We start from the raw sequence: 19936 nt of genomic DNA, 5'->3' as shown, positions 1-19936 counted from the left end.
TCCGGAAACTGGAGGGGCTCATGTCTGATCTTCCCCGGAAGGCGGTCACGCGCACCGTCAAGCTGGCCGCGCTCCCACTCGGGATCGCGGGCCGGGCCACCTGGGGGCTGGGCAAGCGGATCGGCGGCAAGTCGGCCGAGATCGTGGCCCGCGAGCTCCAGCAGCGCACCGCCGAGCAGCTGTTCCGCACGCTCGGGGAGCTGAAGGGCGGCGCGATGAAGTTCGGGCAGGCCCTGTCGGTGTTCGAGTCGGCGCTCCCCGAGGAGGTCGCCGGTCCCTACCGGGCGGCGCTGACCAAGCTCCAGGAGGCGGCCCCGCCGCTGCCGGCCTCGCGGGTGCACGAGGTGCTGGCGGAGCGGCTCGGCGAGGACTGGCGGGACCTGTTCGAGGAGTTCGAGGACAAGCCGGCCGCGGCCGCCTCGATCGGGCAGGTGCACCGGGCGGTGTGGCACGACGGCCGGCAGGTGGCGGTCAAGGTCCAGTACCCGGGGGCCGGGGAGGCGCTGCTGTCGGACCTCAAGCAGCTGAGCCGGTTCGCGGGGCTGCTGGGGCCGCTGGTTCCGGGCATGGACCTCAAGCCGCTGATCACCGAGCTGCGGGACCGGGTCGCGGAGGAGCTGGACTACGAGCTGGAGGCCGAGGCCCAGCGCACCCACGCCGATGCCTTCGACGGCGACGAGGACGTGGTCGTCCCGGACGTCGTGCACCAGGGTGACCAGGTGCTGGTGACGGAGTGGCTGGAGGGCACGCCGCTCTCCGAGGTGATCGCCGACGGGACGCGGGAGGAGCGCAACCGCGCCGGACAGCTGCTGGCCCGGTTCCTGTTCTCCGGGCCCGCGCGCACCGGTCTGCTGCACGCCGATCCGCACCCGGGCAACTTCCGGCTCGTGTCGGGCGCCGACGGCCGGATGCGTCTGGGCGTACTGGACTTCGGCACGGTGGACCGGCTGCCGGGCGGCTGGCCCAAGCCCATCGGACGCTCGCTGCGGATGACCCTGGACGGGGACGCCGAGGGGGTCTACGGCCACCTGTGCGCCGAAGGGTTCGTCAAGGAGAGCATCGAACTCGACCCGGACGCGGTGCTGGACTACCTCAAGCCCATCATCGAGCCCGCCGAGGCCGACGAGTTCACCTTCACCCGGCCGTGGCTGCGCGGCCAGGCGGCGCGGATCGCCGATCCCCGCTCCCCCGCCCACCAGTTGGGCCGGCAGATCAACCTGCCGCCGTCGTACCTGCTGATCCACCGGGTGACGCTGAGCACCATCGGCGTGCTGTGCCAGCTGGGCGCGACGGTGCGGCTGCGCGACGAACTGGACTCCTGGCTGCCGGGGTTCCTGCCCGAGGACTGATCCGGGCGGACCGGGCGGGCCTCACCACCAGGAGGAGTCGAGCCTGCCCTCGATCGCCCGGAGGTTGGCGCGCGCGCAGTCGACGCAGAAGTACTGTCTGGCCCCGTTCTCCACCGAACACGTCCAGGTGGGCGGCGGCGGGGCGCCTTCCGGGGAGCGGGCACCGCAGCGCGCGCAGACGACCGGCTGGGCCTCGGGCCCCGGCGGGGTGGGTGGGGGGGTCGACTGGTCCACCACCAGACGATATCCCCGCCGGCCCGTGCGGGGCCCCGCAACGCACCGGGGGGACCGGTCCGTTCGGACCGGTCCCCCCGGTGCCGTCGTCGCCGGCTGTGGTCAGCCGGCTCCGGCGGTGTTCACTTCGTTTTCAAGAGGCCTTCGAGCCGCTTCCGAGCCCGGTCGGGGCTCTTCGCGTGCTCAGTGCATGACGGCCATGGCCAGCGCGCGCCGGGCGCGCATGGAGACGCGCTCGGCCTTGCGCTGCATGCGCCGCGCGGCGACCAGGCGCAGGGCGTGACGCTCGGCGTCCACCTCGCGCATGCGGTCGTCCATATGGGCACGGGCCAGGGCTTCTGGGATGAGTTGCATTTCGCGGGTCCTGTTCTGACGCGAGGTGATCGCGCCTGCGGTGATGAAGTCTGCGGTGGCGGAGCCGTGCGGCTGCTCGCTCGTGGTGGCGTGGGGGGACATGGGGGCCTGCTTCAAGGGGTCGTGCGTCAGGGGGCGGTCGATGGTTCCGGTGGCGGTCATGCCGCTGCAACCGGGTTCTTGCGCGGACGGCCGCGGGGCCGCTTGCGGGCCACGACCACGCCCTGAACGAAGAGCTCTCCGCCCCAGACGCCCCAGGGCTCGCGGCGCTCCTTGGCGCCGGCGAGGCAGGCCTCGACCAGCGGGCAGGTGCCGCAGAGGGACTTGGCGTACTCGACGTCCGCCGGGGACTCGGCGAAGAAGACCTCGGGGTCGAAGGTGCGGCAGGGAACGGGTACGCCGAGGTTCTCGATGGCGTCGTCGAGCGCGGTGAGCGCGGTGAGGGGGGTCAAGGCGGGGTCCTCCGGGACTGCGGGCGGGGAGATCGTTTGGGTCTGCGGTACGGACGGGGCGTGCGCTTCGAGTTGCACGGTGTTTTCTTCCTCGTCTTGTTCGGCTAGTCGTTCCGGCCGGTCGGCCGGGTGGCGGCTGTGGTACCTGGTCTTGCCAGTCCCGAGGCCCCTTCGCTCCGTCCTCCCCGTTCGGGGCAAACAGAAGGGCCGCGGATCCCGGGTGGGGTTCCGCGGCCCTGAAGGCGCCGGCCTGATCGTGCGATCAGGCTGGATCACTCCAGGGTTCGAGCCCGCGGAAGGCCCACATCAGGTGGTGCTGCTGCTGCGTCTGCGTCTTGACTCCGGCACCGGCCGCGGCCGCGAAGCCATAGGCGCCGTGCGCCTTCCGGGCTTCCGCTACTGCCACCAGTGCCTTGGTCGGTCGCTCATTGCGCTCGCTGACCGGAAGGGTCGCCAGCAGGGCGGGGCCGTCAGCGGTAATCGCGGACAGACCGGTGCCCAGGAGGGAGACGGAACCGAGCAGGCAGGAAGCGTCGACCGAGCGATCGGTCATTTTGGTGAAGGTCATGAAGCTGGTCACTGGTCTCGCCTCCTCTCGGCGTCTCGGGGACTGGGCTGTGAGGCCCGTCCCATGTATTCGGATAAGTACAGCACGGATCCGGAGCTTCGGAGAAGCCACCGTTTCCGTTGCTAAGAACCTATGGGGCTTCGCCGGGCATGTGCAAACTATTTTTCCGACGAGTTTCTACGCGTCGTCAGGATCCTCACCGTCAGTCTCCTGACCAGTACAGATGGCCAGCACGTCGGCCCCGTACCGGTCGAGCTTGCGGCCGCCCACGCCGGAGATCATCGAGAGCTCTCCCGGCTCGGAGGGCGCCGCCTCGGCGATCGCCATGAGCGTTTTGTCGGTGAAGACGCAGTATGCGGGCATTCCCTGGAGTTTCGCCTGCCCGGCGCGCCAGTCGCGCAGCCGCTCGTAGAGGCCCTCGTCCATGTCCGACGGGCAGTCCCCGCAGCGCATCAGCTTGATGTCCCCGGCCTCGGTCAGGGTCCGGCCGCAGACCCGGCACAGCACCGGCCCGCGGCGGCCCCGCTTGCGCGGCGCGCCCTCGGCCGGGACGCCCGGCCGGGCGGCGGGGGCCGCGGAGCCCGGCCGCAGCCCGTTCAGGAAGCGGCTGGGGCGACGGGAGGCCCGGCCGCCCGGAGCCCGGGAGAGGGCCCAGGAGAGGGTCAGGTGCAGCCGTGCGCGGGTGACGCCGACGTACAGCAGCCGGCGTTCCTCCTCGACCTGCTCGTCGGTCTTGGCGTAGGTGATCGGCATCATGCCGTCGGTGAGGCCGACCAGGAACACCGCGTCCCACTCCAGGCCCTTCGCGGCGTGCAGCGAGGCGAGGGTGACGCCCTGGACGGTCGGCGCGTGCTGCGCGGCCCGCCGCTCGTCCAGTTCGACGGTGAGCTCGGCCAGCCCCGCGCCGGGGCGGGAGCGGGCGAAGTCCTCGGCGAGGCGGACCAGCGCGGCCAGCGACTCCCACTGGTCGCGCACGGCGCCGGAGCCGGCCGGCGGCTCGGCGGTCCAGCCGGTGGAGCTCAGCACGGCCCGGACCTGGGCTCCGAGCTCGACGAGGTCGTCGAGCAGCGGGTCGTTGCCCGCGGAACGGGCGGCTCCGCGCAGTGCGAGGACCGCCTTCTGCACCTCGGCGCGCTCGAAGAAGCGCTCCGCGCCGCGCAGCTGGTACGGGACGCCGGCGTCGGCGAGGGCCTGCTCGTAGACCTCGGACTGGGCGTTGATGCGGTAGAGGACGGCGATCTCGCCGGCCGGGACCCCGGCGGCGATCAGGTCGCGGACCCGGCGGGCCACGCCCTCGGCCTCGGCGGGCTCGTCGGGGTACTCGGCGTAGACCGGGTCGGGGCCGGGCTCGCGCTGGGAGACCAGCTCCAGCCGGTGCTCGGCGGCCCGGCCGCGGGCCTGGTTCAGCAGGCCGTTGGCGAGGTGCACCACCTGGGGGGTGGAGCGGTAGTCGCGGACCAGCTTGACCACGGTGGCCTGCGGGTAGCGGGTGCGGAAGTTCAGCAGGTGGTCGGGGGTGGCGCCGGTGAAGGAGTAGATCGTCTGGCTGGCGTCGCCGACCACGCAGAGGCTGTCGCGGTCGCCGAGCCACAGCTCCAGCAGTCGCTGCTGGAGCGGGCTGACGTCCTGGTACTCGTCCACCACGAAGTGCTGGTACTGGGCGCGGATCTGCTCGGCGATGTCGTGGCGGTCCTGGAGGATGCCGACGGTGAGGAGCAGCACGTCCTCGAAGTCGATCATGCCGCGGTCGCGCTTGAGCTGCTCGTACGTGCCGTAGATCTGGGCGATCTCCGCCATGTCGCGGGGGGCCTCGCGGCCCGCCTTGAGGGCGGCGGCCGGGTAGTCGGAGGGGACGGTCTGGGTGACCTTGGCCCACTCGATCTCCCCGGTGACGTCCCGCAGCTCGTTGCGGTCGAGGCGGACGCGGCAGCGCGCACCTGCCTCGGCCACGAACTGGATCTTGCGCTCCAGGAGCCGGGGCACCTCCCCGCCGATCGCCCGGGGCCAGAAGTACTGGAGCTGGCGCAGGGCGGCGGAGTGGAAGGTGCGGGCCTGGACCCCGCCCGCGCCCAGGGTGCGGAGCCGGCCGCGCATCTCGCCGGCGGCGCGGTTGGTGAAGGTGACGGCGAGCACGCTGGCCGGCATGAGCTGGCCCGAGCGGACCCCGTAGGCGATGCGGTGGGTGATCGCACGGGTCTTGCCGGTCCCGGCACCCGCCAGCACGCACACCGGACCGCGCAGGGTCGTCGCGACCTCGCGCTGCTCAGGGTCCAGGCCCTGGAGCACGGCGTCGGCGTCGACGTCGGGCGCGCCGCCGCCGGCCGGTACGGATGAGGAGTGCGTTGCTGCTGTCACCCCGCCATGCTGCCAGGTCCGGTGGGTCGGACGGGAAACCCGTCCACAGCCCCGCGGGATCCGTCATACCGGGTGGAACGGCGTACCGGCAGGTCCGGCGGGGGGCGGACCGGGCGGCAGTCGGATCGGTCACACCGGGCGGCCCCGCGGGAATGGAGGGGCCGGGCGGGACGTTCGACTCCTCGGATCACCGACCGGCACCGCGGTCCCCGTCGGCACCGCGATCCGCCGCGATCCACCGAGACCTCACAGAGGAGCGAGCATGCAGGACACGGGCACCGTCACGATGTACAGCACCACCTGGTGCGGCTACTGCCGTCGGCTGAAGACCCAGCTGGACCGGGAAGGCATCGCGTACAACGAGATCAACATCGAGCTCGACCCGGAGTCCGCGGCGTTCGTGGAGAAGGCCAACGGCGGCAACCAGACGGTTCCGACCGTGCTCGTGAAGTCCGCCGCCGGCAGCGAGTCCGTCATGACGAACCCGAGCCTGGCCCAGGTCAAGCAGGCCCTCGCCGTCTGACCCGCACGTCCCGGAACGGCCCCCGCCGCGGCGGGGGCCGTTCCGCGTCCGCGGACGGGATCAGAGGGCCGCCGGCCCCTTGGGCAGCGGCTGCCCGTACCAGAGCTCGACCAGGCGGGCGGCGATGGAGATGCCCGACGGGGGCAGGACCTCGCCGGCCTCGATCGCGGCGCGGTAGTCCTCGCGGGAGAACCAGCGGGCCTCCTGGATCTCCTCGCCGTCGACCGTGATCTCCGAGCTGACCGCGCGGGCGTTGAAGCCCAGCATCAGGCTGGACGGGAACGGCCAGGGCTGGCTGGCGACGTACTCGACCTCGCCGATCCGCACCCCCGCCTCCTCCCACACCTCGCGGACCACGGACTGCTCTATCGACTCGCCCGGCTCCACGAAGCCCGCCAGCGTCGAGAAGCGGCCCTCCGGCCAGTGCACCTGGCGGCCCAGCAGCGCCCGGTCCTGCTCGTCGGTGACCAGCATGATCACGGCCGGGTCGGTGCGCGGGTAGTGCTCGGCGCCGCAGCCCGGGCAGCGGCGGATGTGGCCGGCCGCCGCGACGACGGTGCGCTCGCCGCAGCGGGAGCAGAACCGGTGCATGCGCTGCCAGTTCTCCAGCGCCACCGCGTGCACCATCAGCCCGGCGTCGCGCGGGTTCAGCAGCAGTCCGGCCTCGCGCAGCCCGGCCGGACGGGCCGACTGGTCCATGCGGCCCGGCAGGGAGTCCTTCTGCAGCGCGAAGTACCGGACGCCGTCCTCGTCCGTGCCCAGGAAGTACCGGTGCGTCTCGGTGACGGGGGCCTCGAAGGCGGGGGTCATCACGATGCCCGTGCCGCCGTCGGGGGTGTCGTCGATCAGCACCTGGCCGCCGGAGACGACGAAGACGCGGGTCGTCGGATGGCTCCACGCCGCGGCGAGCCACGCCTCGTCGAGGCGGTGGTGCGCGGCGCGGTCGATGCCGCTGGGCGCGGTGAGCGACAGAGGACGCTCGGTATGGGTGCTCACTGGTACTTCCAACTCCCCCGGTGGTGGGACAAGGCAGGCGTACGGAACGTGTGTCAGGCGGTGGTGGCGGGGGCGTCGGTCGCCGGCGACCAGTGCGCGGCGAGGTCGCCCCACAGGTAGGCGGTGGTCTCCACGCCCTTGAGGAGCAGGTCCAGCTCGACCTTCTCGTTCGGGGAGTGCCAGCCGTCGGAGGGTACGGAGATCCCCAGGAACAGGACCGGCGCGGCCAGCACGTCCTGGAGGTCGGCCGCCGGGCCCGAGCCGCCCTCGCGGGTGAAGCGGACCTGCTGCCCGAAGGCGCGGCCCATGGCGCGGACCACGGACTGCAGGGCCGGGTGGTCCAGCGGGGTCAGGCAGGGCCGGGTGGGCGCGCCGAAGGTGACGGTGTGCCGGATCCCGGCGGGGACGCGGGCCGCGAGCCAGTCCCGGAAGACCGCCTCGACCTCGTACGGGTCCTGCCCCGAAACCAGCCGGAACGAGAGCTTCAGGTGGGCGGAGGCGGGCACGATGGTCTTGCCGCCGGGGCCCTGGTAGCCACCGCCGATGCCGTTGACCTCGGCGGTGGGGCGGGCCCAGACGCGCTCCAGGGTGGAGTAGCCGGCCTCGCCGGCGGCCGCGTACGACTTGGCCGTGCGCAGCCACTCGGCCTCGTCGAAGGGCAGCTCGGAGATCAGCCGGCGCTCGGCCTCGGTCAGCTCGGCGATGCCGTCGTAGAAGCCGGGCAGGGTGACCCGCCCGTCCTCGTCGTGCAGCGCCGCGACGACGCGGGCGGCGACGGTGGCCGGGTTGGGCACGGCACCGCCGAAGGCGCCCGAGTGGATGTCCTGGTCGGGGCCGTGGAAGTCGATCTCGCAGTCGGCGACGCCGCGCATGCCGGTGCAGACGGTGGGGGTGGTCTCGGACCACATGCCGGTGTCGGAGACGATCACGACGTCGGCGGCGAGTTCGGCGGCGCGGGCCTCGACGAGGTCGCGGAAGTGCGGGGAGCCGGACTCCTCCTCGCCCTCGACGAGCAGCTTGAGGTGCACGGCGGGGGCCTCGGCGCCGGTCGCGGCGAGGTGCGCGCGCAGGCCGAGGGTGTGGAAGAACACCTGGCCCTTGTCGTCGGCGGCGCCGCGCCCGTACATCCGGCCGTCCTTGACGACGGGCTCGAAGGGCTCGGTGTGCCAGCCGTCGGCGAGGGCGGCGGGCTGGACGTCGTGGTGCCCGTAGACGAGGACGGTGGGGGCTGCCGGGTCGGCGGCCGGCCAGTGCGCGAACACCGCGGGGGCGCCGGGGGTGTCCCACACCTCGGTGACCGGGAAGCCGGTCTCCTTGAGCTTCGCAGCGAGCCAGTCGGCGCTGCGGCGTACGTCGTCCGCGTGCTCGGGCTGGGCCGAGACGGAGGGGATGCGCAGCCACTCGGCGAGGTCGTCGAGGAAGGCGGCGCGGTGGGTGTCGATGTACGTGCGGACGACGCTGTCCGGGGTTTCGCTCATGGCCACGAGCCTAGCCGTCCGCCCGGGGGGCGCCGTCCGTGCCCGATTTGCCTTGGAGGATCCGCTCAAGACGGTCCCGTCCGGGCAGGTCACGGGGGCGGATGACGCGGCCGCTGCGGACGTGCAGGAAGGCGGCGGAGACCCGGTCGAGGGGGGTGCCGGTGGCCTCCGCCCAGGCGAGGCGGTACACGGCGAGCTGGAGCGGGTCGGCCTGGGTGGTGCGGCCGGTCTTCCAGTCGACCACCTCGTACGAGCCGTCGGGGTTGCGGTACACGGCGTCGATCCGGCCGCGGATCACCCGGCCGGCGAGGGTCAGCTGGACGGGGGCCTCCATCCGGTACGGGGTGCGCTCGGCGTACTCGCTGCGCTCGAAGGCGGCCTTGAGGGCGGCGAGGTCGGCCTCGTCGGCGATCTCCTGGTCGGAGCCGGGGAGGTCGGCGGCGGGGTCGAGGAGGTCGTCGAGGAGCGGCAGGGGCAGCTCGTCGAAGCGGGACTCGACCCAGGCGTGGAAGCGGGTGCCCTGGCGGGCCGCGGGCTGCGGGGGCTTGGGCATGGGGCGGGCGAGATCGCGTACGAAGCCCTGCTCGTCGGCGGCGAGGCGCAGGAGCTGGCTCGCGGACAGGGCGGAGGGCAGCTCGACGTCCCGCACGGCTGCGCGGGCGCGGCGGAGCTCGCCCTCCAGGGCGTCGAGGTCCCGGTCCCACGAGGCGACGGCCCGCGCCTCCTCGGGGGTCAGCGGGGCCTCCGGGGGGATGCCGTCGGGGTACGGCCGCGGCCGCGGCTCCGCGCGCTCGGGCCCGGAACCGTCAGGGCCCCCGGGGCCCGCGGCCACGGCTTCGCCGGCCCACAGGTCGTCGACGGGGCCGCCGCTGCCGGGCGCGCCCGGACGGGACCCCGCCGGTACGGCTTCGCCGGCCCAGAGGTCGTCCGGGTCCTCGGCCGCGGGGTCGGGCCGGAGGTTCTCTTCCCCCGCCCCGCCCCTTCCCGGAACCGGGGCTCCGCCCCGGACCCCGCGGGGCCCGTCCCCGGCTGCGCCGGTCCGCACGGGCGATCCCGGCACGCCGGCCCAGGGAGCGTCCTCGGGGGACACCGGGTACGCCGGGCCGCGTCCGGCCGTGCCGGAGGACCCCGCCGGGACATCGCCCCACGGGTCGAAGGGCACGGCTTCGCCCGCCCACAGGTCGTCCCCGTCGGCGGCTGCCGCCGGCACGGCGCCCGCTGCGCCGGGGCGCACGGCTGCGGCTTCGCCCGCCCAGCGGTCGTCCTCCCCGGGGGACACCCCGGCCACTGCCTCGCCCGCCCACAGGTCGTCCGCACCCGCCGGGCGGGAACCACCCACGGCTCCGCCGGGGAGCTCCGTCGGGGCCTCGCCCCACGGGGCCGCGGGCGCCGCTTCGGGCGCCCACAGGTCGTCCGTCGGGGGCGGGGGTTCGTCGGCGTAGGACGGGTCCTCGCAGTGCGGGGGCCAGAGGTAGGGGTCGTCGGCCGGGGGGCGGGAGGTGGTGAGGTGGGCTTCGACCAGGGCGGCCGCGTGGCGGCGGAGGGTCAGGGAGGCCGGGTCCAGGGGCAGGGGCCAGGAGTGGTCCGGGGCGGCGTCGGCGGCCAGGGCCGGGTTCTCGGCGTCGGGGGCCGGTTCGTCCGCCCAGTCCTCGATCTCGCCGAAGCCGGCCGCGCAGTGGTCGTGGAGGGCGGTCAGGAAGGCCGAGGGGCCCCGGCGGCGCTTCTGGGTGGGGCCCCACCAGTGGCCCGAGGCGAGGAGGAGGGAGCGGGGGCGGGTGAAGGTCACGTAGCCCAGGCGGAGCTCCTCGGTCTCCTTGTGGGACTTGAGGGCCGCCTTGAAGGACTTCAGGCCCGCCGAGGTCCAGGCCGGGTCGGCCGGGAGGGTGTCGGCGTCGCCGCGCAGGGCGTACGGGAGGACCTTTGGGTACGAGGTCCAGGCCTCGGGGGCCTTCTCCTTCGGGAAGGAGCCCGCGCACAGGTCGGGGACGACCACCACGTCCCACTCCAGCCCCTTGGACTTGTGGGCCGTGAGGACCTTCACCGTGTTCTCGCCGCCGGGCAGGGCGTGGTCGAGGCCCTTCTCGTACTGGGCGGCCGTGCGCAGGAAGCCGAGGAAGGCGAGCAGGGTCGCCTCCCCGTCCAGGGCGGCGAAGCCGGCCGCGACGTCCAGGAAGCCGGACAGGGTCTCGCGGCGGCGGGCCGCCAGCGCGTGGGGGGAGGCCGACAGCTCCACGTCCAGGCCCGTCGTGGCCAGGACCCGGTGCAGGACGTCCATCAGGGGGTCGGAGAGCGAGCGGCGCAGGTCGCGGAGCTCCTGGGCGAGGTGCGCGAAGCGGACCCGGGCGGCGGCCGAGAAGGGCAGCTCCTCGGGCGCCGAGCCGTCCAGGAAGGTTTCCAGCGCGTCGGCCAGGGAGACCACCTCGGCCGGGTCGACGCCCTCGACCGCCGCCGCGAGCCGGCCGTCGGGCCCCTCGGAGGCGCCGGGGCGGGCCACCAGCTGCCGGGCCAGGCGGCCGAGCAGGGCCAGGTCGCGGGCGCCGATCCGCCAGCGGGGGCCGATCAGGAGACGGACCAGGGCGGCGTTGGCCCCCGGGTCCTGGAGCACCTCGCAGACGGAGACCAGGTCGGCCACCTCCGGGAGGTGGAGCAGGCCGGAGAGGCCGACGACCTCGACCGGGACGTCCCGGGCCACCAGGACCGCCTGGATCTGCGCGAAGTCGGCGGCCGAACGGCACAGGACCGCGATGTCGCCGGGCTCCCGGCCCGTACGGACCAGGTGGGCGACGGAGTCACCGAGCCACTCCAGCTCCTCGGCGTGGGTCTCCAGCAGGGCGCAGCGGACCGTGCCTTCGTGTTCGGCGCCCGGGGCGGGGCGCAGGGCCTCGACGCCCTCGTGCATGGCGCGCAGCGGGGCGGCGAGGCCGTTGGCCAGGTCGAGGAGGCGGCCGCCGCTGCGCCGGTTCTCGCTGAGGGAGAGGCGGGTCGCGGGGCGGCCGTCGGCGTGCGGGAAGTGCTCGGGGAAGTCGTCGAGGTTGGCGACGGAGGCCCCGCGCCAGCCGTAGATGGCCTGGCAGGGGTCGCCGACGGCGGTCACGGCGTGCCCGGTGCCGCCGCCGAAGAGCCCGGACAGCAGCAGCCGCTGGGCGACGGAGGTGTCCTGGTACTCGTCGAGGAGGACCACCCGGAACTCCTCGCGCAGCAGGGCGCCGACCTCCGGGCGGGTGGTGGCGAGCCGCGCCGACAGGGCGATCTGGTCGCCGAAGTCGAAGAGGTCGCGGGAGCGCTTGGCGGCGCGGTAGCGGGTGACCAGTTCCAGCAGCTCCAGGCGGCCGCGTACCGCCTCGGGGACCTTGCGCAGGTCGTCGTTGGTGAGCCGGGCGTCCGCCAGCCCGTCGAGCAGGGCGGTGTCGTACGCGCGCAGGGCGTCCGGTTCGACGAGGTGCTCGGAGAGCTCCCCGTCGAGCGCGAGGAGGTCGCTGACCAGGTCGGGGACGGACTTGGTGAGGGAGGGGTAGGGGCCGGGGGCCTCGCGGAGCACCTTCGCGGCGAGCTGGAAGCGGGTGGCGTCGGCGAGGAGGCGGGCGCTGGGCTCCAGGCCGATGCGCAGCCCGTGGTCCTTGAGGAGCTGCCCGGCGAAGGCGTGGTACGTGGAGATGCGGGGCTCGCCGCCGGCCGTCCCGGCCTCGACGTCGGCCGGGGAGGGGTCGGGGTCGGTGACGCCGGCCCGGGCGAGGGCGGTGCGGACGCGCTCGGCCAGCTCGCCGGCGGCCTTGTTGGTGAAGGTCAGGCCGAGGACCTGTTCCGGGGCGACCGTGCCGGTGCCGACCAGCCAGACCACGCGGGCGGCCATGACGGTGGTCTTGCCGGAGCCGGCGCCCGCGACGATGACCTGGGGGGCGGCGGGGGCGGTGACGCAGGCCAGCTGTTCGGGCGTGAACGGGATCCCGAGGAGCTCCTTGAGCTGCTCGGGGTCGTCGAGGGCGGGGGCCCGCCCGGACACGTACGCGGTCACCTCAAAAGGCTAGCCGGAGCCGCCGACACTCCCGGCCCGCGTCTCATTCGACGGTCTGGCGGCCCTCGGGCAGGGCGCTGCACGCGCTGCGGAAGGTGCAGCGGGCGCAGTGTTCGCCGGTGGCGGGGGCGAAGCGTTCGTCGAGGACCCGGCCGGCGGCGGTGGCCAGCAGGTCGCCGACCCATTCGCCGGAGCCGCCGCCGGACAGCGGTTCCTGCGCCTGGATCTTCGGGACCTCGTCGCCGCCGTCGCGCTTGGCGGCGCCCTGGCGCAGCTGGACGAGTTCGGCGCCGCCGGGTTCGGGGCGGCGGCCGTCGAAGACCTCGTCGACGGCGCCCTCGCGGACCGCGAGCTGGTAGACGGCGAGCTGCGGGTGCCGGGCGACCTGGTCCCTGGTCGGGGCGCCCTTGCCGGTCTTGAAGTCGACGACGTACGCGCGGCCCTGCGGGTCGGCCTCGACGCGGTCCATGGAGCCGCGGATCCGTACGGCGTACTCGCCGGCGTCGAGGGTGACGTCGAAGTCGTGCTCGGTGGCGACGGCGGCCCGGCCGCCGCGGTCGGTGGTGTGCCAGCGCAGGAAGCGTTCCAGGGCGGCGCGGGCGTTGTCCTTCTCCTGGCGGGACTTCCAGGGTGCGTCGAAGGCGAGGGCGTCCCAGACGGAGTCGAGGCGTTCCATGAGGACGGCCAGGTCGGCGGGGGTGCGGCCGGAGGCGACCTCGTCGGCGAGGACGTGGACGACGTTGCCGAAGCCCTGGGCGGCGGTGGAGGGGGCGTCGGCCTTGACCTCGCGGCCCAGGAACCACTGGAGGGAGCAGGTGTTGGCGAGCTGGTCCAGGGCGCTGCCGGAGAGGGTGACGGGCCGGTCGCGGTCGCGCAGCGGGACGGCGGAGGCGGTGGGCTCGTACAGGCCCCACCAGCGCTGCGGGTGCGCGGCGGGGACGAGGGGGCGGTCGTCGTCGTCGGTGAGCGCGGCGAGGCGGGCCAGGCGGCGGGCGGCGGCGTCGCGCAGGGCGGGGGACGCGTCGGGGTCGACGGTGGTGGCGCGGAGCTCGGCGACGAGCGCGGGGACGGCCAGGGGGCGGCGGGGGCGGCCGGTGACGTCCTTGGGGGTGACGCCGAGTTCGGTGAGGAAGCGGGAGGGCTGGTCGCCGTCCTCGGCGGGGGCCTTGACGGCGGTGACGACGAGGCGGTGGCGGGCGCGGGTGGCGGCGACGTAGAAGAGCCGCCGCTCCTCGGCGAGGAGGGCGCCGGGGGTCAGGGGTTCGGCGAGGCCGTCGCGGCCGATCCGGTCGGCTTCGAGGAGGGAGCCGCGGCGGCGCAGGTCGGGCCAGAGTCCTTCCTGGACCCCGGCGACGACGACGAGGCCCCACTCCAGGCCCTTGGAGCGGTGGGCGGTCATGAGGCGCACGGCGTCGGTGCGGTGCGCCTTGCCGGCGAGGGTGTCGGCGGCGATGTCCTCCGCCTCCAGCTGTTCGAGGAAGTTGAGCGCGCCCCGGCCGCCGGTGCGTTCCTCGGCGCGGGCGGCGGTCTCGAAGAGGGCGCAGACGGCGTCGAGGTCCCGGTCGGCGTTGCGGCCGGCGGCGCCGCCGCGGCGGGCCTGGCGTTCGAGGCGCTGCGGCCAGGGGGTGCCGTCCCAGAGGGTCCAGAGGGCCTCTTCGGCGGTGCCGCCGCCCTGGAGCAGCTCGCGGGTCTTGCGCAGCAGCAGGCCGAGGCGCTGCGCGCCGCGGGCGTAGGCGGGGTCGTGGGCGGTGAGCCGCTCGGGCTCGGCGAGGGCGCGGGCGAGCAGCACGTCGGAGGGCGCGGGCACGGCGGCCCCGGCGGCCCGCTCCTCGTCCCGCAGCGCCCGCCCGAGCCGGCGCAGGTCGGCGGCGTCCATCCCGCCGAGCGGCGAGGTGAGCAGCACGACGGCCTCCTCGACCCCGACCCACCCTTCGCCTCCGGCGGTGGCGGGGTCCTCGGGGGTTCCCCCGGACCCGGCGGTGCCCCGTGCGTCCCCGGCCGGGCCGGTGGGAAGGTCCCGCCCACCCACCCCGAGATCACGAGCGGGCTCGTGCACCCCGGCGCGGTCCGCCACGACTCCTTCGGCATGCGACGCGGCCGGACCGGAACCCCCGGCAGCCTCCGGCAGGAGGGCCGACACCGCGGCGGCGCCCGCACCCGGCTCCGACAGGGCAGCGGCGTCCGACGGGACAACCCCGTCCACGTCCCCGCCCGGCAGGGCCGCGGCGTCCGGCACCCCGCCCAGCAGGGCAGCGGCGTCCGGCAGGACAGACCCGTCCCGGCCCTCGCCCGGCAGAGCAGCAGTGCCCGGCAGGGCGGGCGCGCCCGGCAGGGCAGACCTGCCGTCCCCGCCCGGCAGGGCAGCGGCGTCCGGCAGGACAGACCCGTCCCGGCCCTCGCCCGGCAGAGCAGCAGCGCCCGGCAGCGCGCCCGGCAGGGCGGCGGTGTCCAGCAGGACAGACCCGTCCCGGCCCTCGCCCGGCAGAGCAGCAGTGCCCGGCAGGGCGGGCGCGTCCGGCAGAGCAGCAGTGCCCGGCAGCGCGCCCGGCAGCGCGCCCGGCAGGGCGGCGGTGTCCAGCAGGACAGACCCGTCCCGGCCCTCGCCCGGCAGGGCACCCGCGTCCGACGGGACAGGCCCGTCCACGTCCCCGCCCGGCAGGGCAACCGCGTCCGACGGGACAGCCCCGTCCGCGTCCCCGCCCGGCAGGGCCGCGGCGGAGGCGGTGAGGCGGAGGGCCGTCAGGAGGGGGGAGACGGCGGGTTCGTGGCGGAGGGGGGTGGAGGCGGCGTCCGTTTCCGCCGGGACTCCCGCCGCGATCAGGGCGCGCCGCATCGCCGGCAGGGTGCGGCCGCCCGCGCGGACCAGGACGGCCATGTCCCGCCAGGGGACGCCGTCCTCCAGGTGGGCGCGGCGCAGGACGTCGGCGATGTTGTCCAGCTCGGCGCCGGCCGTCGGGTACGTGTACACCTCCACGCTGCCGCCCTCCCGGACCGGCGCGAGGTCCCGGTGCGCCCGGACGGCGGCCGCGGGCAGCCGCGGGACCGGCATGCGGGTGGTGAGCAGCCGGGTGGCGGCCAGCAGGTTCGCGCCCGAGCGGCGGCCCGTGGTGAGGGCGCGGACCGCCGCGCCGGGGAAGGCCGACTCGAAGTCGAGGACGTTGTTGATGTCGGCGCCCCGGAAGGCGTAGATCGACTGGTCGGGGTCGCCGAAGGCCACCAGCGTCCCGGCCGGGCCGTTCAGCGCGCGCAGCAGCCGCAGCTGGGAGGCGTCGGTGTCCTGGTACTCGTCCACGAGGATCACGTCGTAGGAGGAGGCCAGGGACGGGGTCTCCTCCGCCAGCAGGACGGCGCGGTGCAGGAGCTCGGAGTAGTCCAGGGAGCCCTGGAGGTCGAGGACGTCGAGGTACTCGGAGAGGAAGGCGGCGGCCGCCTTCCAGTCGGGGCGGCCGATCCGGTCGGCGAAGGTGGCGAGGGACCCGGGGCCCAGGCCCAGTTCGCGGGCGCGGGCCAGCACGGCGCGGACCTCGTCGGCGAACCCGCGTGTGGTCAGCGCGGCCCGCAGGTCGTCCGGCCAGCGGATGGACCGCAGCCGCCGCTGGCCCTCCAGCAGGGTGCGGACCATCACGTCCTGCTCCGGGCCGGACAGCAGCCGCAGCGGGTCGGCGAAGAGCTCGTGGTCCTGGTGGGCGCGGACCAGGCCGTAGCAGAAGGAGTGGAAGGTGGTGGCCTGCGGGGCGCGGGCGCCGCCGAGCCGCAGGGCGGCGCGGTCGCGCAGCTCGACGGCCGCCTTCCGGCTGAAGGTGAGGATCAGGATCCGGGCGGGGTCGGTGCCCTCCTCCACCCGGGCGGCGGCGGCCTCGACGAGGGTGGTGGTCTTTCCGGTGCCGGGGCCGGCCAGGACCAGCAGGGGTCCCCGGGTGTGATCAACCACCGCCCGCTGGGCTGCGTCCAGAACAGGGGGAGCCACCTGGACCGGCCCGGTGCGCACCAGCCGGTACGCCTCGGGCGTGCGCGTACGCCGCTCCGAGCGGCCGGGAGGAGAGGTGATCACGTGGGGTGCCGGTCCTGGTGGGTCTGCGGTTGCTGCGGTCTGGCCGGCGGTCGCGGCGGTCGGGGGGACCGCCGGCGCGGACGCCGAAGAGGCAACGCTACGCCAACCGCGGCGGCGGCCGCAGTCCGTCCCGCGGGGTGCCGGAGTCGCCCCGGAGGGCGTCGGCGCCGTCCTCCGTACGGGCCTGCGGGTCTCCGTCCGGGTCTCGTATGCCGGAAGCTGTCAGGTGTGAGCCTCGTCGCCCCCGGCCCCTTCCTCCCGCCCGTCCCAGCGTGCCCTGCGCATGGCCAGCCGGGGTTCTCCGGAGGGGGTCTCGCGCAGCGGGGTGCCCTCCGTCCGGTAGTGCTCCAGGGCGCGCCGCTCGCTGCCGGGCAGGGGTACGCCGTCCGCCCGCACCACCCGCCACCAGGGCACGGCTCCTCCGTACAGGGCCATGACACGCCCGACTTGGCGCGGGCCGCCCTCGCCGAGCCACTCGGCGACGTCCCCGTAGGTCATCACCCGGCCGGGCGGAATCCGCTCGGCCACCTCCAGTACCCGCTCCGCGTAGGCGGGCAGCTCTTCGCTCATTCGGCACATGGTGCCGGATGCTCCGGCCGACCCGGTGGAAGCTTTCCTTCCGTACCGGCGCGCACCCTGCTGCCCCGCACGGCCGCCCGTCCGTGCCACCATCTTCCGGGCGGTGACTGGTGATACGTGATCAAGAAGAGACGGATGTGACGGCGAAGGAGCGGGTTGTGAGCCCTCCGGACGGCGCGGCGAGGGGCGATGACGCGCGCCCGGACGAGGCGCACCCCGACGACCCGCCCGGCCACACGCCGACGGCGGCCGACCGCGTCGAGGTGGACGAGCCGCTGCTCGCCGCCCGCGTGCACCGGCCCTCCGACCTGGTCCGCCTGCTCTCCGGGGTCCTCGGCATCGCCGTCGTGCTCGCCATCGCCGCGTTCGCCCACGGCACCACCGCGGGCCTGGAGCAGGACATCACGCAGGGCACCGGCCAGGCGCCGGCCCTGCTGATCAAGGTCGCGGGGCTGGTGTCCAGCATCGCCGTGCTCCTCGTGCCGGTGGCCTTCGCCATCGAACGGCTGATCAAGCGGGACGGACTGCGGATCGCCGACGGCGTCCTCGCGGCCGTCCTCGCGCACGGGGTGACCCTGGCCACCGACCTGTGGGTGTCCGAGGCCGCCCCCGAGACCATCCAGGACGCCCTGACCCGTGCGACGGCCACGGCCGGCTCCACGGACCCGGTGCACGGGTACCTCGCGCCCGTCATCGCGTACATGACCGCCGTCGGGATGACCCGGCGGCCCCGCTGGCGGGTCGCGCTGTGGGTGGTGCTGCTGTTGGACGCCTTCGCCATGCTGGTCAGCGGGTACACCACCCCGTTCTCGATCATCCTGACGGTGCTGATCGGCTGGAGCGTGGCCTACGGGACCCTGTACGCGGTCGGCTCGCCGAACGTGCGGCCCACCGGGCAGAACCTCCTCGCCGGACTGCGCCGCGTCGGCTTCCAGCCGGTCAGCGCGATGCGCGCCGAGGCCGCCGACGGGGACAGCACGGACACCGGCGACCGGGGGCGGCGCTACCACGTCACCCTGGAGGACGGCCCGCCGCTGGACGTCACCGTCGTGGACCGCGAACAGCAGGCCCAGGGCTTCTTCTACCGGGTCTGGCGGCGGATGACCCTGCGCGGGATCACCACCCGGCGCAGCATCCAGTCCCTGCGCCAGGCCCTCGAACAGGAGGCCCTGCTCGCCTACGCCGCGATCGCGGCCGGGGCGAACGCGCCGAAGCTGATCGCCACCTCCGAGCTGGGTCCGGACGCCGTGATGCTCGTCTACGAGCACCTGGGCGGACGCAACCTGGACGCCCTCGCCGACGAGGAGATCACCGACGAGCTGGCCCACAACGCGTGGGAGCAGGTACGGGCCCTCCAGTCGCGCCGGATCGCGCACCGCCGGCTCACGGGGGACGCACTGGTGGTGGATCGTTCCGGCAAGGTGATCCTCACGGACCTGCGGGGCGGCGAGATCGCGGCCGGCGACCTGGTGCTGCGGATGGACGTCGCACAGCTGCTGACCACGCTCGGCCTGCGGGTCGGCGCGGAGCGGTCGGTGGCCTCGGCGGTGTCGGTGCTCGGCCCCGACACGGTCGCGGACTGCCTGCCGCTGCTCCAGCCGATCGCGCTGAGCCGCTCCACCCGGGCGACCCTGCGCAAGCTGGCGCGGGAGCGGGCCGACCGGCAGCGGGAGGCCGTACTGGAGTCCTCGCGGGCGGCGAAGGCGGCGCGCGAGGCGGGCTCCGAGGACCCGGCGGCCACCGCGGCGGCCGACCGCAAGGCCGAGAAGCGGGCGCTGGACGACGCCCTGGAGGGGGCGCGGGAGGAGGACCTGCTGAGCCAGATCCGCCAGCAGGTGCTGCTGATCCGCCCGCAGGCCCCGGTGGAGCCGGCCCGGCTGGAACGGATCCGGCCGCGCACGCTGGTGTCCTTCATCGCGGGTGCCTTCGGTGCGTACTTCCTGCTCACGCAGCTGGCCCACGTGGACTTCGCGACGATCATCGGCCAGGCGCAGTGGGGCTGGGTCGGGGCGGCGCTGGCCTTCTCGGTGCTGACGTACTTCGCGGCGGCGATGAGCCTGCTGGGCTTCGTCCCGGAACGGGTGCCCTTCCTGCGGACGGTGGTCGCGCAGGTCGCGGGCTCCTTCGTGAAGCTGGTCGCCCCGGCGGCCGTGGGCGGTGTCGCCCTGAACACCCGGTTCCTCCAGCGGGCGGGGGTCCGGCCCGGTCTGGCCGTGGCGAGCGTGGGCGCGTCGCAGCTGTTCGGGCTGGCCAGCCACATCCTGCTGCTGCTGGCCTTCGGCTACCTGACGGGGACCGAGAAGACCCCGGAGATGGCGCCGTCGAGGACGGTGATCGCGGGTCTGCTGACGGTGGCGGTGCTGGTGCTGGTCGTCACGGCGGTGCCGTTCCTGCGGAAGTTCGTGGTGACGCGGGTGCGGGCGCTGTTCGCGGGCGTGGTGCCGCGCATGCTGGACGTGCTCCAGCGGCCGCAGAAGCTGGTGACGGGCATCGGCGGGATGCTGCTGCTGACCGGCTGCTTCGTGATGTGCCTGGACGCCTCGATCCGTGCCTTCGGGGGCGGCGAGGCCATCAGCTACGCGAGCATCGCGGTGGTGTTCCTCGCCGGCAACGCCCTGGGCTCGGCGGCGCCGACGCCGGGCGGCATGGGCGCGGTGGAGACCACCCTGACGCTGGGTCTGATCGCGGCGGGACTGGAGAAGGAGGTCGCGATCTCGGCGGTGCTGCTGTTCCGGCTGATGACCTTCTGGCTGCCGGTGCTGCCGGGGTGGGTGTCGTTCAACTTCCTGACCCGCAAGGAAGCCATCTAGCTCCGCAGGTCCCGCCGCCTGGGTGGGTGGGTGGGCCCTGGGGGCTCCGCCCCCAGACCCCCGCGCCTCAAACGCCCGCGAGGCGGAAATCAGCCACGCCCGCCGGTGAGGCGCGGGCGCGGGAGCGCCCAAGGGGGTACGGGGCCGAGCCCCCGGGGACCGGGGAATGGGGGGT

Annotated in this window: 13 protein-coding genes; 3 read left to right on the top strand and 10 right to left on the bottom strand. The window is 74.8% G+C overall.

All coding sequences use genetic code 11. The features are described from left to right. Positions 1–20 precede the first annotated feature (20 nt). Entirely contained in the window at positions 21–1349 is a 1329-nt protein-coding gene (locus tag ACIPW5_RS15265; RefSeq protein WP_401244759.1) for an ABC1 kinase family protein, read from the top strand. 21 nt (positions 1350–1370) lie between these two features. Here ACIPW5_RS15265 and ACIPW5_RS15260 read toward each other — a convergent pair whose 3' ends face one another. From ACIPW5_RS15260 to ACIPW5_RS15240, 5 genes are all read right to left on the bottom strand, one after another. Next, positions 1371–1583: a hypothetical protein gene (locus ACIPW5_RS15260; RefSeq protein WP_401244757.1), complete on the bottom strand. Its 213-nt coding sequence runs from the start codon at positions 1581–1583 to the stop codon at positions 1371–1373. 183 nt (positions 1584–1766) lie between these two features. Then, complete coding sequence (locus ACIPW5_RS15255) at positions 1767–2099, bottom strand: hypothetical protein (RefSeq protein ID WP_401244755.1); 333 nt, start codon at positions 2097–2099, stop codon at positions 1767–1769. Continuing rightward, positions 2096–2467, bottom strand: coding sequence for a WhiB family transcriptional regulator (locus ACIPW5_RS15250; protein ID WP_351879426.1), 372 nt, complete (start codon positions 2465–2467; stop codon positions 2096–2098). The genes ACIPW5_RS15255 and ACIPW5_RS15250 overlap by 4 nt, the downstream gene beginning before the upstream one ends. Positions 2468–2651: 184 nt before the next feature. Beyond that, positions 2652–2969: a hypothetical protein gene (locus tag ACIPW5_RS15245; RefSeq protein ID WP_401244752.1), complete on the bottom strand. Its 318-nt coding sequence runs from the start codon at positions 2967–2969 to the stop codon at positions 2652–2654. 165 nt (positions 2970–3134) lie between these two features. Continuing rightward, positions 3135–5312, bottom strand: coding sequence for an ATP-dependent DNA helicase UvrD2 (locus tag ACIPW5_RS15240; protein WP_401244751.1), 2178 nt, complete (start codon positions 5310–5312; stop codon positions 3135–3137). 262 nt (positions 5313–5574) lie between these two features. On the opposite strand from ACIPW5_RS15240, the gene ACIPW5_RS15235 reads away from it, so the two are divergent. Then, complete coding sequence (locus ACIPW5_RS15235; protein WP_030011087.1) at positions 5575–5835, top strand: mycoredoxin; 261 nt, start codon at positions 5575–5577, stop codon at positions 5833–5835. Positions 5836–5895: 60 nt separating this feature from the next. On the opposite strand, the gene nudC is transcribed toward ACIPW5_RS15235, so the two are convergent. The 5 genes from nudC to ACIPW5_RS15210 all read right to left on the bottom strand — a co-directional run bounded on the left by nudC (position 5896) and on the right by ACIPW5_RS15210 (position 16942). Further along, positions 5896–6843 (bottom strand): NAD(+) diphosphatase, encoded by a 948-nt coding sequence (nudC, locus tag ACIPW5_RS15230; protein WP_401244750.1) that lies wholly within the window; start codon positions 6841–6843, stop codon positions 5896–5898. A 41-nt stretch (positions 6844–6884) separates the two neighbouring features. Beyond that, entirely contained in the window at positions 6885–8309 is a 1425-nt protein-coding gene (locus tag ACIPW5_RS15225; protein ID WP_401244749.1) for a dipeptidase, read from the bottom strand. 10 nt (positions 8310–8319) lie between these two features. Then, entirely contained in the window at positions 8320–12321 is a 4002-nt protein-coding gene (locus ACIPW5_RS15220; protein ID WP_401244748.1) for a UvrD-helicase domain-containing protein, read from the bottom strand. A 43-nt stretch (positions 12322–12364) separates the two neighbouring features. Beyond that, positions 12365–16309 carry a UvrD-helicase domain-containing protein gene (locus tag ACIPW5_RS15215; protein WP_401244878.1) on the bottom strand — a complete coding sequence of 1315 codons (3945 nt, stop codon included), beginning with the start codon at positions 16307–16309 and terminating at the stop codon, positions 12365–12367. 285 nt (positions 16310–16594) lie between these two features. Then, positions 16595–16942, bottom strand: a complete 348-nt coding sequence (locus ACIPW5_RS15210; RefSeq protein WP_401244747.1) for an MGMT family protein — start codon at positions 16940–16942, stop codon at positions 16595–16597. Between the two features lie 119 nt (positions 16943–17061). Between ACIPW5_RS15210 and ACIPW5_RS15205 the strand changes: the two genes are divergently transcribed. Beyond that, complete coding sequence (locus ACIPW5_RS15205; protein ID WP_401244746.1) at positions 17062–19761, top strand: YbhN family protein; 2700 nt, start codon at positions 17062–17064, stop codon at positions 19759–19761. The last annotated feature ends 175 nt before the right edge of the window (positions 19762–19936 follow it).

The organism is Streptomyces sp. NPDC090077, from assembly GCF_044747545.1.
GTDB lineage: Bacteria > Actinomycetota > Actinomycetes > Streptomycetales > Streptomycetaceae > Streptomyces.
The sequence above is the reverse complement of the archived record's forward strand: the minus strand, read 5'-3'. Positions and strand labels throughout refer to the sequence as shown.